The sequence below is a fragment of the Undibacterium sp. Ren11W genome, assembly GCF_049340485.1.
In the GTDB taxonomy this organism is placed as follows: Bacteria; Pseudomonadota; Gammaproteobacteria; order Burkholderiales; family Burkholderiaceae_D; genus Undibacterium.
Window position 1 is genome coordinate 199571 of record NZ_JBMPPB010000006.1, and the last position, 16807, is coordinate 216377.

Below are 16807 nucleotides of genomic sequence, written 5' to 3' on the forward strand. Positions count from 1 at the left end.
TCAACGCTCCACGAATGGTTTGGCGTGCACAGGGTAGTCCTGATGCACCAGACGGATTTTGCCAATCGGGTAGTCACCGGCAAACTTCAGGAAACCATGCAGCGAGGGCAAGGACATCAGCTCGGCAGGCAACACGGCCGGTTCGACACTGTGCTGCTTGCTCGTCGAGCTGGTACTGCCATTTTTTTTATCGCTATAGGTTGTTTGGATGCGCTCGATTTCGCGCTGCCCCAAGCCATCCGAGATCTCCTTAGCTGTGTGCGGATCAGCATTCGAGCAGCCCAATGCAAGTAGATTTCGGAAGCAACTGCGCAAGGTTTTGGCATTGTGCGCGCCATACAATGTATCGAGTTGTGAGACTGATTGCAGGCCAGCCACCACGCGCAGGCCATGCTTGCGGCCCTTGGTCAATCCGGCCTCCAAACTGGTCAAGCGCTCAAGGCTGGCCAGCTCGTCCAACACCAGCCACAGCGGGCGCGAATGATCATCTGGCAAGGTCAAGATGGACGCAATCAGGATATCGGCCCATGCGCTCACCAGCGGGCGCAGCGTGGCCAGCATGTCTTCGCGCCAGGTGATAAATAGATTGCCTTTCCCTGATTCGAGCCAGGTGCGCAAGCTGAAGTCGCCAGGCTGCAAATATTGGAATGCTCCAACGTGATGCGACAAGATGAACCTGGTACTTGCCAGCGCCTTTTCTGCACCAGGCTCGAACAGGCCGCTGGCGGCAGAACCGGCCAGCAATACCTTCAGCTCTTCGGCCGGTGCTTGCGTTAGCCAATACAGCAGACGCTCTGTGTTTGTTTCACCGGTTTGCGTTAAGGCACGCGCCGTTTCTGCGAACAACTGCTGCGCATACCCATGCCATTGTTGTGCGCTCGAATCACCACTATCCGGGATCACGCTTTTAGCGAAGCGCTCTACGTCATACGGTTTGCGCAGCTCGTTGAAGATCGACCAGCCTGGTGCGCGTTTGTCGAAGGGATTTAGTACCACATCTCCCTTGCGCCCGAACCTCGCCAACGCATGCCCATTCGGGTCGATCACGATGGCACGGTCGCCACGCAGCAATGCAAAGTGCAGCAGTTCATTAATAGCCGTGCTCTTGCCTGTGTTCGTGCTCCCGGCCAGCAGCAGGTGATTCGGTTCGCAAGCCAGCGGCATCGCCACGCCGGCGATCTCGATTTGCGCCTGGCGTGGCTTGACCCTGGTCTTACGCGCCAATTCTTTGTCGCTGATGATGCGTGCGCCGCGTATCACGCGCACACTACGGCCGGTGTCGTCCAGCGCCTTGACTACATACAGAAAAGCAAACGCCGACCCGAATCCCTTGAGTAGCGACCATAGGGCCACAGGGAGCAGATTAGGATTGTTGAACGTGTGGACCAAGCTAACCGGCAATGAATGCCACCATGGATCAGGCACGGCAAAGGTATGGGTGACTGTCCAAGTCCAGCAACCCAGGGAAATGAGCAGACCGGCCAACAGAGCCAGGCCGATTAGAGGAAGTGTAATTTTCATACGAGTGCTCCTGGTTGTTGGCTTGCGAGTCTGGCGCGCACTTGCGCGACCAGTTGGGGGTTGAGGTGGGCGGCTGTGGCACGGCTGAGCAACAGGATTTCATCGAGTGCCGGCGATTGCGTTGTACTGACCAGTAGAGCTGCCATCAAACGGTTGAGTATGGCTAACAGCTCAATGCGCAAATTGGAAATTTGCGCGGCGTCGTGCTCCTGTTCGATCAGGCGGCGCACGTGTGCGGAAACGGGTACGCCCAGTTCGGCAGCGTTGGTGCACAGCTCGGAATACATCGGCACCGGGATGCGAATGGTAAGAATTTTGGTCGTCATCCTTAACTCCTTTATTTGGTTAATGTTTCGCTTTGTATGCTCCTCGCAATAGTTGCTATCAAGCTGCACGCTATACGGGCTGTAGCTTTACTCCGATTCAGCCAATTGCGTCCGGTGTGGAGTATTCACGAAATTTTTTTTGATTTAGATCTATTCTCAGAGTGGATTTACATAGACTCTATGCCGAATGCGCTAGCCACCATTTCAAAGTCTTGTGCGTTGATTAGACTTGAATATTCATGTCGAAATGACTGCTTCTTAGCATGAAAAAATAGAAACCGAGTTGGATTGAAAAATGTTGAAAATACCCATTCGTAAATTTCGGTTGGTTTACCTGGGCATGATTTTGGTAAATAAAAATAGCGAATTCTATCTTTCCGTAGTCCATTGAATTTATGGCTCATCAAGCTATTGATAATAAAATCAGGAATCCACAATGTATCGGTATTAGTTCCTTTTTCCGACTGATGAATTAAAATCAGCAATAACGGATTGAAGTCCGAGGGGGATGTCTGGATCGCAGTTTCGTAAACCGTACTGCAAGGGAGGTGGCAAATACCAGGATAAAAAATTTTTTCCATTTCATTCTCCACAAAAAATATCGATCCCGGAACTAGCGTTTGTTAATCCCGTCGATAGATTGGAGAATAAAAAATTATTTAAATTGGGTCTGGATACTTCTAATTATTTAGCCCAGAGATATTTTTTAATTAGAAAGGTTATTTCTATGAGTAGCACTTCCACTAGAGTGAAACTCTTCAAGGAAAGCTCCAATGATTCGAATGCCAACAGCGCCAGTGAGGAAGATGTTTACGATTGGCAAATTGAGTTAATTGAAAAAAATTGGAAAGAAATTGAAAAGGGTGACCGAAGAGCTTTGCTGGATCCGATAAATAACGAAAAACAGATGGATGATTTAATTTCGAGAACACTAATATCAGATTCGAATGAAATGCCTGATTGCTATTCTGATTGGTGTGATACGCACGATCGGTTAAAAGAAGTCAAACGAGAAATTAAAGTCCTAAATCATGAGCAAGTACTATTGGAACGAGAAATTAGATCTATATTGAAGCATTTGAAATTTGTAAAAACTAAGCATGATGGTCCAGGGAAACCAAAGCCGACAAAGGAAAAGGATCAATTTCTGAGAGCATGCACAAGATTATGGGCACATCAAATTATGATAGGACTAGAAGCTGAAAACCCAAATCAGTTATATTTAAAATATTCTGAGCTGCATCAACAGCACACAGTTAAGTTAATCGCAAAAAATGATTCAACTAGCAAAGAGCCGATTCCTGCAAGCAGATGGAGGGGGTATTGGAATGGCAAAGTTAAGGTGAGCGAGACAACCATGAGAGAAGTTGACGAAGTACTGGCATTGAGCTTACCTCTTGATAAACTTGCTGCCATTAGGAGGGTTGCAGTGATCATCTGAATAAGCTGAATTCTCATATATTTAGCCTAATATTTTTACTGATATCCGATTTTCACCCATTAACTGGGGATGTTTTTCTTGGCGTGATTACGTGGCTATCCGCTGATTTGTCGATTCTATATGCGCAAATAGCACCCTTCTTTTGCCATGTGTTTGCGCGCATGTTTCCAGTTATATCGACAATGGTCCTAATATTATCTAAATTGAAGTATTTTTCCGAGCAGATCGAAATACCGGATCCCCGAATGGCCGATCCTTATCACGCGATGATAAAATACAACGAATTCAAACTGAGTCTCAATTAATCCTATGAATCGTTGCCTAGTTGGTATTCGCCATTCAAATCAAGATACGTTTTGTAGTGCAGATAAAAATGCACCAACCGTCTGGTTTACTTCAATGGCGTCCTTAGCTGCAGTCTTATCTGAAGATAACCGCGCCTTGCTTCGCACTATTCGCGAGACGAAACCACGTTCACTGACAGAACTTGCCGAACTCACTGGCCGCAAGGTACCCAATCTTTCGCGCACGGTGAAGACCATGGCAAATCATGGCCTACTCGATCTGATGCGAGATAAAGGTGGGGTTAGACCTGTCGCCCTAGCGACCGAATTCACAATTATATTGGATTGAATCAGTCCCTGTACTCAATAACAATAGCCAATAATAATCAAGGAAACACCCATTAATGTCCGTCGCCAAACTTACTCTTGCAAAGCTAGAAAATCTGCTACTCACCGCCTGCGATGATCTTCGTGGCAGTATGGATGCAAGTGAATACAAGGAATACATCTTCGGCATGTTGTTCCTAAAGCGCGCCAGTGATTTATTTGATCAGCGCCGTGAGGAAATAAAACAGCAAGGAAAAACACAGGGTTTAAGCAGTGCTGACATCGCCACTCAGTTAGATGATCATGACCAATACTCAGGAAAATATTTTTTTGTACCTCCCCGCGCACGCTGGAGTGAAGCCTGGACTGATGAAAACGGAGCACAACAACCGGCACTTAAGCACACCAAAGAGAACGTGGGCTCTATGCTTAATAAGGCACTTGAAGAGCTGGAAGACTGTAACGTCGATGCATTGCAAGATGTATTGAAGGGGACGATCAACTTCAACCGCAAGATTGGTCAAAATACGCTTGACGACGATACGCTATCCAACTTCATTCAAAACTTTGACAAAATTCCCCTTAGAGATGATGACTTTGAATTTCCCGATTTGCTCGGTGCTGCGTATGAATGGCTGATTAAACATTTCGCCGATTCTGCCGGTAAAAAAGCGGGTGAGTTCTATACTCCGGCTGAAGTCGTACGTGTTTGTGTAGAGATCTGTGACCCACAAAATGATATGCGCGTTTATGATCCGACAGTCGGGTCGGGCGGCATGTTAATTCAGGTACGTGACTATGTACGTGAAAAAGGCCAGGACGCCACCAAAGTCTCGCTGTACGGCCAAGAAAAGATAGGTACTACCTGGTCCATCTGCAAGATGAACATGCTGCTGCATGGCATTCCAGACGCGAATATTCGCCAGCAAGATACCCTGCGGGAGCCGCAACATCAAGCAGAAGATGGTCAGCTAAGACGTTTTGATCGCGTACTCGCCAATCCCCCGTTCAGCCAAAATTACATTAAAAAAGACATTAAATTTCCCGGTCGCTTTCCGGTCTGGATGCCAGAAAAAGGCAAAAAAGCTGACCTCATGTTTGTACAGCACATGCTCGCAGTGCTCAAAGCGGATGGCCGCATGGCGACGGTCATGCCGCATGGTGTGTTATTTCGCGGCGGTGAAGAACGCGAAGCGCGGCAATATTTTATCGACAAAGGTTATCTGGAAGCGGTTATTGGCTTACCGAGTAACTTGTTCTATGGCACCGGCATCCCGGCTTGTATTTTGGTACTCAACAAAGCAGGCAGCCAGGAACGCAATTCGGTTTTATTTATCAATGCCGACCGCGAATACCGAGAAGGTAAAGCACAAAATCATTTACGCCCAGAAGACATAGACAAAATCGTCCATGCTTACCGTGCAGGGCACGACATACCAGCCTACGCACGCCGGGTAGCGATTAGCGAAATCAAGGCAGAAGAATACAACTGTAATATCCGACGTTACGTCGACAATGCCCCGCCGCCAGAACCACACGACGTACGTGCCCATCTGCATGGTGGTGTGCCGGTCAGCGAGATTGATAGCCTTGCACACTTTTGGCAAAACTATCCTGGCTTGCGAGAAAGCTGCTTTGTTCCCCGCTCCGCGCCAGCGGCAAATAGTACCCACGCTCACTTCGCAGACTTTGCTGAAAACGTGCAAGATAAACGTGCTATCGCTGAACATGTCAGCCAACACACCGGCATGACGCAACGTCAAACACAATTCATGGCTGAATTGCAGACTTGGTGGCAGCAACACTTACCACTGATAGAAGCTTTAGCGCCGGATGCAGATAATCAACATGCCACAACCCGCAATGTCTATGCGGTACGTGCCGCATTACTCGCCAGCATAGAACATCAATTTGCGGGTCAGCATTTACTGAATCGTTATCAGGTGCGCGGTGCGTTTGCCAACTACTATAAATTATTAGCATCCGATCTAAAATCGATTGCAGCCAGTGGCTGGGGGCCAGAACTAATTCCCGACGACGATATTCTGCAAAGTCAGTTCCCAGTGGTGCTGGTTGAATTAGAAGAAAAGCATAATCGTCTTGCAGAGTTGCAATCCCTGTTCGCGGCAGCGAGTGAAGAAGACTTTGAAGACACCGATGAAATCGGCGTGCTTCCTGCAGATCAGGTAAAGACGCTGAAGGATGAATTAAAAGAAAGTACCGGAATTTGGAAGGCACAACTGAAGTTGCTCAAAGGTGCAGCGACTGATTTATTTACTGAAATCAAGGTGGCAGGTAAGCTCGATAAGACCACGAATAAAACCTATTACTGCACTGATGGGTTCAATTTAAAAGAAGCCTTATTCGCAAACGGACAACGTGTACTGGAACTTGCTAAATCAGTAAAGCATAGTTCAACGTTCACCCCTATCGTTCAACAAGCGATAGAAAGCGGACAATTGGCGCGCAGTGCGGCATTGCAGATTGAAACAAAATTAGCTAAACATAAAGCCTTAGAAGACGAAGTAAAAACGATTAAAACGGCAATTAAATCGACAGAAACCAAGAAAGATGAATTGGTAGAGCAAGCACGCCTAAATATCAGCAAAGATGAAGCACGTGTAGTTATCGTAGAGCGGCTGGGACTAGTCCTATTTAACAGTTACCACCAATACCTTCGCGCCGATCAACGTGCCAGTGTCGCAGCGATTGAGAACCTTTGGAACAAGTACGCCGTAACTGCGAAGCAGATTGAAACTGAGCGCGATCACGCTGCTCAAGAATTGCAGGCGTTTTTGGTGGAGTTGGGATATGAGTGAGTTCAATGAAATTCCTGTTGGCACTTATCTTAAACTGACAAGTGGATTTCCCTTTGCATCCGAAAAGTTTTCCGATGAGGGTTTTCCTCTAATTCGTATTCGTGATGTTCTTACATCAAAAACGGAAACTTATTTTAACGGTCCATTTCCTCCGGGGTACGTCATAAAAAAAGGAGATATTCTTATTGGCATGGACGGCGATTTTCATGTCGTCAAATGGTTTGGTTGTGATGCGCTTCTAAACCAGCGAGTGTTAAAAGTGAATGTTTTCAACGAGTCCAATGTGATCTTAGATTATGTATTTCACTGGCTTAAGCCCTTTATAAAAAAGATCAATGACATCACTGCGGCGACTACCGTCAAACATTTATCGGTCAAAGATATTTTCAAGGCAAAAGCAAAATTCCCATCGGTTTCTGTGCAGCAACGTATCGCAATAGTTTTGACGAATATCGATACAGTGATCGAAAAAACAGAAGCGTTGATTGATAAATACCAGCAGATCAAAACAGGGTTGATGCACGACCTGTTTACCCGTGGCGTACTTCCTAACGGCAAACTTCGCCCGCAACGTGATCAAGCTCCAGAAATGTATCAGGAAACTTCAATTGGTTGGGTTCCTAGTGATTGGGATATTCAAACAATTGGGAAAACTCTAGAATCAATTTCCGATGGGCCATTTGGCTCAAATTTAAAAACTGAGCACTATGTAGTCGATCCTGGAGTAAGAGTTGTTCGCCTTCAAAATGTTGCAGAATACGTATATAGCGATCGTGATAAAGCATATATATCGGATCGACATGCGAGATTTTTATTGAGAAATAAAATAATTGGTGGTGACGTGTTGATTGCAGGCTTGGGTGAAGAGCGATATCCGGTGGGTCGGGCTTGTATATACCCCCTTGATCTTCCTCCTGCAATTAACAAAGCAGACTGCTTCCGTGCCCGATGCAATCCGGCGACGATGAAAAATAAGTTTTTCATGCTATTTCTTAATAGCGAAATGGCGCGTAGGCAAATACGTCGTTATGAACAAGGTGTTACTAGACCTAGAATCAATACCGGCAATATGAAGCGGCTCTCAGTTTGCATACCAAGTATTGATGAGCAAGTTCGTATTATTGAAAAATTTGAATCAATTCAGTTAAAAATTAGCATTCAGCATACGAACGTCAATAAGTTAAATCAACAAAAACACGGTCTTATGCAAGACCTATTGACTGGCAAAGTCTCCGTCAAAGTTGAAAAGCAAATCGCGGAGAGCGTAGATGGCTAACCCCTATCCAAGCCTAAATCCAGAAAAAGCCTTAATCTGGCGCATCGTTCATCGCGATAACTTGCCTTGGATTTTGGATAAAGGTTTGCATAGTGCTAATGCTCGCATACAGGCGCCCAACTACGTCAATATCGGCAATGTTGAATTGATTGATAAACGTAGGCACCGCGTCGTACCAATTGCGCCAGGCGGATGTTTAGCGGATTACGTGCCGTTTTATTTCACGCCATTTTCGGTAATGATGAAGAATATTCATTCTGGACGCGGTGTTCTTCAGCGTAAAAATGAAGAAATTGTTATTTTAGTATCAAGTCTGCCAAAATTAAGCAAACTCAACATTCCATTTGTTTTTACTGACGCGCATGCTTATACAGATTGGACTGATTATTATTCTGAGTTAAGTGATTTGCAAACGATCGATTGGGGTTTATTGCAACGCAGAGATTTTAAACGCGATGATGAAGATCCTCGTAAGATGGAACGTTATCAGGCAGAAGCTTTAGTGCATCAACACCTCCCCATTCTTGGACTACTTGGTATAGTTTGCTACACTGAGGCATTACAACAAAATATTGAACAGCAAGTGCAAGCTCGCGGCTTGACTTTGCCCGTTCATGCCCGACCAGGCTGGTACTTCTGATGATGAAATTTATACAAGGCAACTTGCTCGAATCTGACGCTCAAGCGTTAGTCAACACCGTTAACACAGTTGGTGTCATGGGCAAAGGCATTGCTTTGATGTTTAAAGAGCGTTTTCCAACTAATTTCAAACGCTACGCTGCTGCGTGCAAGGCTAAGGAAGTTCAGACCGGGCAGATGTATGTTACCGAAGTCAACGAATTGGATGGCCCACGTTGGATAGTTAATTTTCCGACCAAACAGCATTGGCGCGCAGCTTCTCAGATGACTTGGATCGTGCAGGGTCTGCAAGACTTACGCCGATTTTTAGTCGACAATAAGGTTAAGTCTATCGCCATTCCTCCCCTTGGGGCTGGCAACGGTGGCTTAGACTGGCCAGCAGTGCGCGAACAGATCGAATTGTCCTTGAGCGATTTGCCGGATATCGACATCATCGTATTTGAACCAACGCAACAATACCAAAACGTCGCTAAGCGAGCGGGCGTAGAGAAGCTCACCCCTGCGCGCGCATTAATTGCAGAACTCGTACGCAGGTACTGGGTACTAGGTATGGAATGCAGTTTCTTAGAAATTCAAAAATTAGCTTGGTTTTTGGAGCGTTCTATTGAGCACTTTGGGCTTGAGAACCCACTGGACCTACAATTTAATGCGCATAAGTTTGGCCCTTATGCTAATCGCTTGAATCATTTACTCAACAACTTGGATGGTAGTTACCTGCATTGCGACAAGCGAATTAGCGACGCCGACCCTTTGGATGTAATTTGGTTTGACGATGATCGCAAATTATTCTTGGACGCCTATATTAAAAGCGAAGCTAAACCTTACGCTGAAGCCTTGGAATATACGGCAAAATTGATCGATGGTTTTGAATCACCCTTTGGTATGGAGTTGTTAGCTACGGTTGACTGGCTACTATCAAAAGAAGGTGTTCCTGCCACGGTACAAGGTGTACAAGAAGGACTTAAAAATTGGCCCGCAGTTGGGGCTGCCGAGCGCAAAACACGTTTGTTTGATGCACGGGCAATTGGTATCGCACTCGATAGGCTAACTCAAAATGACAACCATGCCGTTGCCGCTTGAAATAGCACATGTCAGAATATACTGAAGTTGAACTCCCATTTCTTAAGCAACTTGCCGAGCAGGGCTGGACAATTGTCGACCTTGGCAATGGTGTGCCGCAAGATGCTTCTCTTAGCTTGCGCAATAATTTTCGCCAGTGGCTGCTTCCTGAAGTATTTGATGCGTCTGTACGTAGGATTAACCGCATTAATGATGGCTCAAATTCAGACAAGGAATGGCTGCTAGATCGGCAGCTTGAAGACTTACGCAATCAACTGCTACGCCAGCCTAATCGCACACTACTCGAAGCAAACGAAGCCATACAAGCACTACTATTTAAGGCGCAAGTTGATGTCAATGAGTTGACTGGCGAGAGCGATCCAGTGGTGCGTCTGATCGATTTTCATCATCCTGAAAACAATCAATTTCATGCGATTAATCAATTTCGCATCGACACGCCGGGCTGTGTAAAAAGCTTTATCATTCCTGACATCGTACTGTTTGTGAATGGCATTCCGCTATGTGTGGTCGAGTGTAAAAAAGGATCAGAAACCTGCGCTAACCCCATGCAAGAGGGCTTTATCCAATTGCAGCGCTATATGCGGAAGCGTAAAGAAACAGAGCTTGCAGGATTAAAAGAAGGTGAGCCTGGGCTTTTCCATACCAACATGGTGTTGATCCGAAGCAGCGGCAATGAGGCTGACTACGGCACGATCACTTCAGGTGATGAGCATTTTTACGCATGGCAAACACTTTACCCGCAAGATGATGTCGCTCTAGAGGGTAAAAATGCACAGCAGCGCCTCATCGCAGGCATGCTTACCAAACATAATTTATTGCAAATTCTACGCACCAGTGCGGTCTTTATGGATACCGATGGTGGCCCGCGAATTAAGGTGGTGTGCCGCTATCAGCAGTTTCGTGCTGCGAACAAAATTATGCAACGCTTGCGCACCGGCGAATCTGCCTTGGAGCGTGGAGGCGTGGTCTGGCACACTCAGGGTTCTGGTAAATCACTGACGATGGTCTTCTTGGCGCGGATGCTGCGCACCAGCCGCGATCTGAATGACTACAAAATTATATTGGTCAACGACAGGCAAGATCTAGAGGAGCAATTAGGTGCTACCGCAACTCTCATTGGCGGCAGAGTTAATGTTATTGAAAGTCGCCAGGAATTGCGCGACCATCTAGCGACCGATAGCTCTGACATCAATATGGTGATGGTGCATAAATTTTTGGAACGCAAAGAAGTATTAACCAATGCAGTGGCTGAGGCTTTGGGTACTTATCTTGCAATACCGTCCGGTAAAACATTTGGGGTCGTCAATACTTCCGATCGAATTATCTTGATGATTGATGAAGCGCATCGCACACAAAGCTCTGACCTTGGCGACAATCTATTTGAAGCTTTCCCCAATGCGACCCGGGTGGCGTTTACAGGCACGCCCCTTATCACAGAGCGCCACGGCGAAAAGAAAACCAATAAACGTTTCGGCGAATACATTGATACTTACCGGTTAATGGATGCAGTCAACGATGGTGCGACGCTGCAGATCCTTTACGAAGGAAAGACTGCAGACAGCGCTCTCAATGAGAAACATGCATTCGATGAAGCGTTTGAAGATTTGTTCAAAGACCGTAGCGAAGAAGACCTGCTAGCGATCAAAAAGAAGTACGGCGCTACTGGCGATATTTTAGAAGCAGAAAATAGAATCAACGCGATCGCCCGCGATATGGTGAATCACTATATCGATAATATCTTGCCCAATGGTTTTAAGGCTCAGGTCGTTTGCCATTCCAAGTTAGCCTGCGTGCGTTATCAAGTAGGAATCAAGGCAGCTCTTGCAGAACGAATTGAACAAGAAAACAATAAAGCTTCACTTGATCTTGATTTGATCAAACGTTTAACGTTCTTAAAGACCGCTGTCGTGATTTCATCAGATGGTACCAATGAAGCTGCTTTTATCACCTACGCGCGCAAGGAAGCTTCGCGTATGAACGCGGTCGATAATTTCTGTAGAAATTTCGATTTTGATGATGCGGATAAGGATAATACCGGCATTGCTTTTCTGATTGTCTGCGATATGTTATTGACGGGCTTCGATGCACCAATTGAACAGGTGATGTACATCGACAAAAAGCTGCGCGAGCATACTTTATTGCAAGCGATTGCCAGAACCAACAGGGTTAAAAAAGGCAAGAAACGCGGCTACATTGTGGACTACATAGGTTTGTCGAATCACCTAACGGATGCATTGACGCTGTATGCTGCCAGCGATGAGTTAGAGGAATTGCATAGCGGATTGAAAAACATTACATCCGAATTGCCCATTCTGGAAGAGCGTTATCAACGCTTGCTGCAGCAATTTGATGATCTTGGTGTGAAACAGATTAAGGCTTTTGTTACTGGTGCATTGCCAAGTCTGGAAGCGGATGCAGCGGTGGTACACGCTGCAGTAACTGTGCTTAAAGATGAAAAACACCGCGCCGACTTTGATGTTTATCTAAAAAAATTCCTGATGAGTATGGATATCATCCTTCCTCACCAAGCAGCGCAACCATATCGAGTACCGGCTAGTCGTTTCGGTTATATTTTGCAGGTAGCAAAGGAACGCTACAAAGACACGAGTCTCGACTTGGGAAGTGCTGGAGAAAAAGTTAAGGCGCTGATCAATGAGCATTTAATCAGTCTGGGGATCAATCCAAAGATTGCCCCAGTTGAGTTATTTGCGGCAGATTTTCTTGAAAAATTATCGGCACATGCAGGCAAAAACACAGAAGCAAAAGCGAGCGAGATGGAACATGCTATTCGCAAGCATTGCACCGTGCATCACGATGAAGATCCTGCATTTTTCAAAAGTTTATCCGCTAAAGTGGACGCACTGATCGAAAAACACCATGATGAATGGGACTTGCTTGCTGAAAAATTAACCGAGTTGCGAGGTATCGCGATAGCGGGTCGTCAAAAAGGTGAAGATGGCATGAGCAAGGAAGCGACAACCTTCTTCGATCATATCGTCCAGGTTGGTTTTACTGGTGGTGTAATAAGGAATGAGATCAAACCACAATTCAAAGAACTGATGGAAAATGTGGTGGACATTCTGCAGGAAACAATCGGCAGTATTGATTTTTGGGATAATACGGATAAACAAAAACGTGTTCGTGGCCTGATTAAGAACGAGATCAGCAAGACCAATATTGATGAGTTAAAAGAGAACCGCGAACGGGTTGCGATTGAGGTGATGAAGCTTGCCAAAAATCGCCATAATGAACTGATGCGCCCAGGTCATGCGGGAGGGACATAAATGCAACTACGTCAAATAAGAGACATTAAATATCAATTACTGCCAGGCGCTGATCGGCAAACGACGGATATTGTGATTGAGCGAGATGGATTAATTAGTGTACGCCCACCATTGCGAATGACCCCAGAGCAGGTGGACGAAACTGTATTTAGTAAGCGCATGTGGATATATCGCAATCTGGCCGAGTGGCGCGATTTGAATGCAACGCACGTCATCCGCGAATGGGTCAATGGTGAGTCTTTTCGATATTTAGGTAGTAGCTATCGCTTATTGTTTGTTAACGATCAAGACGAACCGTTGAAGCTGAAGGATGGGCGATTTCAACTGCAACGCTCTATCATTGAATCCGGCGGCAAAGATGCTGCACACCAATCGTTTATTTCCTTCTACAAGGAAAAAGGCTTAAGCCGATTAACGAAGCGAGTTTCGTACTTCGCTAGTAAAGTTGGAGTGATTCCCGGTTCTGTAACAATCAAAGATTTGGGTTACCGTTGGGCTTCATGCTTAAAAGGTGGGGATCTGCATTTCCACTGGAAATGTCTGATGGCACCCCTGTCGATTATTGACTACATCATTGTGCATGAGTTATGCCATCTACATCACCGTGATCATTCGGATGCATTTTGGAACGAGGTTGATAAAGTCATCCCAGATTACAGGGAGCGCAAAGAGTGGTTGCGGATTCGGGGAGTGGAACTGGATCTTTAATTTAAGTAAATAAACGTGAATCGCAATCAAACGCAATTTATTGTAATTTAATTAAATACAAGTTTTTAAGCCCCATTTACTCGTTTAAATTGTATTTCTAACTATTTTTTGAAGTTGCTTTTAAGGACATTTACGAAGGCGGTTGTTGAATTTAAATTGAACAGGCGCTGAATATAAGTTGAAATAGGTTTGAACACTGATGTGCCGTATTTGTGCCGGGAGAAGTTTGTCTTTGGTTCTGTCGTCCTTGGGTGATATTTGAAATGACGCTTGGCAAGCGATGTAAGTGATTGATTAATTTAAGTAAATTTTAAAGTATTTCTGACTCATAATCCGTTGGTACCGTGTTCGACTCACGGGAGGCCCACCAGAATTTAATGGCTTAGCGTTCGCGCTAAGCCTTTTTTATTTTCGAGAAATTATTTACATCATTAAAGTCATTTAACTTATTAATGCCGGAATGATTTTTTTGCGCGGCGCCGGCATGTTCTTGACTTCACTTTCCCCTGCTTTTATCGATAAAATAGGGCTGAGATACCGACATTATTCGGGTATTTTTTATGTGATGGTATAATATAAGGCTATTGTATTACTTCTACGCCTATACCTCTTGCGAGGCAAAAATAAAGGAAAGTTTTTCTATTCCCGTTTTATGCTTTGTTAGACCTACGAAAGGCTCACCCTGCAGACCATGACCGATACCACGCCGCATCCCGAGCAAATTTCTGAAATAACTCCTGACCCTGTCCGCTTTGATTCTTTCGGCTTGTCTCCCGATATCCTGCGTGCTCTGAATGATCAGGGTTATGTCCATCCTACCCCGATCCAGGCCGAGGCGATTCCTATCGTCTTGCAAGGGCGTGATGTGATGGGGGCAGCGCAAACTGGTACCGGTAAAACGGCTGGTTTCTCTTTGCCTATCATTCAACTTTTATTGGCGCATGCCAATACAAGCGCTTCGCCGGCGCGTCATCCGGTACGCGCCCTGATTTTAACGCCTACCCGCGAGTTGGCTGATCAGGTTGCTGAAAACGTCAAAGCTTATTCCCGTCACACGCCTTTGCGCGCCACTGTGGTGTTTGGCGGTGTCGATATGGGGCCGCAAAAAGATGCCTTGCGGTCAGGTATAGAGATTGTGATTGCGACCCCAGGGCGTTTATTGGATCACGTGCAGCAAAAAACGATTAATTTGTCGCAAACGCAGATTCTGGTGATGGATGAAGCAGATCGCATGCTCGATATGGGTTTCCTGCCCGATCTGCAACGCATCATTAATCTGTTGCCGGCGAAGCGACAAAATCTAATGTTCTCTGCGACTTTCTCGCAAGAAATTAAGAAATTGGCTGCCAGCTTTTTGACTAATCCAGTGACGATAGAAGTTGCGCGTAGCAATGCAACTGCAGAAAACGTCACACAGATTTTGTATAAAGTGGCGGAAGAAGAAAAGCGCGATGCCGTGTCCTTCATCATCCGTGAACGTGGCCTGAAGCAGGTCATTGTGTTTTCCAATACTAAAATTGGCGCTTCCCGTTTGGCTGTGCATTTGGTTAAGCAAGGCGTTAAAGCGTCTGCGATTCACGGTGATAAATCACAGGCTGAGCGCATGGGCGCGCTCGAGGCTTTTAAGCGCGGTGAGGTCGAAGTGCTGGTCGCGACTGACGTGGCGGCCCGTGGCTTGGATATCTCAGAAATGCCTTGTGTGATTAACTTCGATTTGCCGTATAACGCCGAAGACTATGTGCATAGGATAGGCCGTACCGGGCGCGCCGGTGCTAAAGGTGATGCGATTTCTTTGCATACAGATAAAGATGAACGTCTCTTAGTCGACATAGAAAAACTTATTAAGCAAAAAATCACGCGTGTGCAATTGGCGGGCTTTGTAGCGGCGTCATTGATGCCTGCGGTACGCAAACCGCGCGCGGCTGAGCCTGAAAAGAGCAAGCCCTACGAGCGTCCAACCCGTAGTTACGCGCCGCCGCGAGAGAAAGTTGATCCTTGGTTCTTGAAGCCTTACGAACCTAGTGTCAGCGCAGCGAGTTCGAATGCGACAAATGCTGCTACTGCCTCGAGTTTGAGCGCAAAGCCGCAAAAGAAAGCTTTCTTGTTGGGCGGGGCTCACAAGTAATATTATTCTTTAGGCTAGACTTGCACTACAATTTTAGTGTCAGCTAACTTGTCGGGGCTCTTGTCAGTTCGCTTGTCAGCTCACTATAAAAATCCATCAATACGTATTTGTTTGATGGATTTTTTTTGTCTTAGTCGCACTGTCCCAAACCGCTTGTTCAACAACATTATTTTTAAGGTGACAATATGCTGATCCTACGTAAATCTGAAGACCGCGGTTATGCCAATCATGGCTGGCTGGAGTCTTATCATAGCTTTTCTTTTGCTGATTATTATGACCCGGCTCACATGGGTTTTGGTCCTTTGCGCGTCATCAATGATGATTGGATAGATGCCGCTATGGGTTTTGGTACGCACGGGCATAAGGATATGGAGATCATTACCTATGTGCTGGAAGGTGAGATCGCGCATAAAGACAGTATGGGCAACGGCAGCACGATACGTCCTGGCGATGTGCAGCGCATGAGCGCTGGAACCGGCGTTCGGCACTCAGAGTTTAATCCTTCAAAAGAGCATAAAACCCATCTGCTGCAGATTTGGATACAGCCTGCAAAGATAGGGAATGCTCCCGGTTACGAAGAGAAAAATTTTAGTCGTGAGCAAAAAAATGGACGCTTATGCCTGGTCGCTTCGCCCGATGCCGCCGCAGGCTCGGTGCAAATTCATCAAGATGCGCGCGTGTATGTGGGTTTGTTTGATGCGGCCCAAACAGCAGGGTTGAGCCTGGCTAAAAATCGTCTGGCCTACGTGCATCTGGCGCGCGGTGCTCTGACGGTGAATGGACAGAGCTTGCAAGCTGGGGACGCCTTGATGCTGCATGACGAAGCGCAGCTTGATATTACCGATGGCGTCGCCGCAGAGGTGCTGGTATTTGACCTGCCTCAATAGGGCTAAGAGGGGAGTATAGGTAGGTGTCGGGTGTTTGCGCACGTGCTGATTGCGTAATCAGCTAGCGTTTACCGATACTGCGGGAGAGTA

At 46.2% G+C, this 16807-nt stretch carries 13 protein-coding genes; 10 read left to right on the forward strand and 3 right to left on the reverse strand.

Annotated elements, in window-relative coordinates; translation table 11 throughout:
- The 3 genes from ACO0K8_RS15085 to ACO0K8_RS15095 form a co-directional block, all read right to left on the reverse strand.
- Positions 1-1521: a type IV secretion system DNA-binding domain-containing protein gene (locus ACO0K8_RS15085; RefSeq protein WP_422947478.1), complete on the reverse strand. Its 1521-nt coding sequence runs from the start codon at positions 1519-1521 to the stop codon at positions 1-3.
- On the reverse strand, positions 1518-1847 hold the full coding sequence (locus ACO0K8_RS15090; protein ID WP_422947479.1) for a hypothetical protein: 330 nt from the start codon (positions 1845-1847) through the stop codon (positions 1518-1520). The genes ACO0K8_RS15085 and ACO0K8_RS15090 overlap by 4 nt, the downstream gene beginning before the upstream one ends.
- A gap of 167 nt (positions 1848-2014) precedes the next feature.
- Complete coding sequence (locus ACO0K8_RS15095) at positions 2015-2428, reverse strand: hypothetical protein (protein ID WP_422947480.1); 414 nt, start codon at positions 2426-2428, stop codon at positions 2015-2017.
- A gap of 146 nt (positions 2429-2574) precedes the next feature.
- Here ACO0K8_RS15095 and ACO0K8_RS15100 point away from each other — a divergent pair, with 146 nt between their 5' ends.
- The 10 genes from ACO0K8_RS15100 to ACO0K8_RS15145 all read left to right on the forward strand — a co-directional run bounded on the left by ACO0K8_RS15100 (position 2575) and on the right by ACO0K8_RS15145 (position 16717).
- Positions 2575-3288: a hypothetical protein gene (locus tag ACO0K8_RS15100; RefSeq protein ID WP_422947481.1), complete on the forward strand. Its 714-nt coding sequence runs from the start codon at positions 2575-2577 to the stop codon at positions 3286-3288.
- Positions 3289-3597: 309 nt separating this feature from the next.
- Entirely contained in the window at positions 3598-3921 is a 324-nt protein-coding gene (locus tag ACO0K8_RS15105; protein WP_422947482.1) for a helix-turn-helix domain-containing protein, read from the forward strand.
- Between the two features lie 55 nt (positions 3922-3976).
- Entirely contained in the window at positions 3977-6718 is a 2742-nt protein-coding gene (locus ACO0K8_RS15110; protein ID WP_422947483.1) for a type I restriction-modification system subunit M, read from the forward strand.
- A complete protein-coding gene (locus ACO0K8_RS15115) occupies positions 6711-7994 on the forward strand; it encodes a restriction endonuclease subunit S (RefSeq protein WP_422947484.1) in 1284 nt (427 codons plus the stop codon). The genes ACO0K8_RS15110 and ACO0K8_RS15115 overlap by 8 nt, the downstream gene beginning before the upstream one ends.
- Complete coding sequence (gene darT, locus ACO0K8_RS15120) at positions 7987-8634, forward strand: type II toxin-antitoxin system toxin DNA ADP-ribosyl transferase DarT (RefSeq protein WP_422947485.1); 648 nt, start codon at positions 7987-7989, stop codon at positions 8632-8634. Before ACO0K8_RS15115 ends, darT begins: the two co-directional genes overlap by 8 nt.
- Positions 8634-9713 (forward strand): type II toxin-antitoxin system antitoxin DNA ADP-ribosyl glycohydrolase DarG, encoded by a 1080-nt coding sequence (gene darG, locus ACO0K8_RS15125; protein WP_422947486.1) that lies wholly within the window; start codon positions 8634-8636, stop codon positions 9711-9713. The genes darT and darG overlap by 1 nt, the downstream gene beginning before the upstream one ends.
- An 8-nt stretch (positions 9714-9721) precedes the next feature.
- Positions 9722-12997, forward strand: a complete 3276-nt coding sequence (locus tag ACO0K8_RS15130; protein ID WP_422947487.1) for a type I restriction endonuclease subunit R — start codon at positions 9722-9724, stop codon at positions 12995-12997.
- On the forward strand, positions 12998-13705 hold the full coding sequence (locus tag ACO0K8_RS15135) for a M48 family metallopeptidase (protein ID WP_422947488.1): 708 nt from the start codon (positions 12998-13000) through the stop codon (positions 13703-13705). It begins immediately after the preceding gene.
- 691 nt (positions 13706-14396) lie between these two features.
- Complete coding sequence (locus ACO0K8_RS15140) at positions 14397-15830, forward strand: DEAD/DEAH box helicase (protein ID WP_422947489.1); 1434 nt, start codon at positions 14397-14399, stop codon at positions 15828-15830.
- 185 nt (positions 15831-16015) lie between these two features.
- Positions 16016-16717 carry a pirin family protein gene (locus ACO0K8_RS15145; RefSeq protein WP_422947490.1) on the forward strand — a complete coding sequence of 234 codons (702 nt, stop codon included), beginning with the start codon at positions 16016-16018 and terminating at the stop codon, positions 16715-16717.
- The last annotated feature ends 90 nt before the right edge of the window (positions 16718-16807 follow it).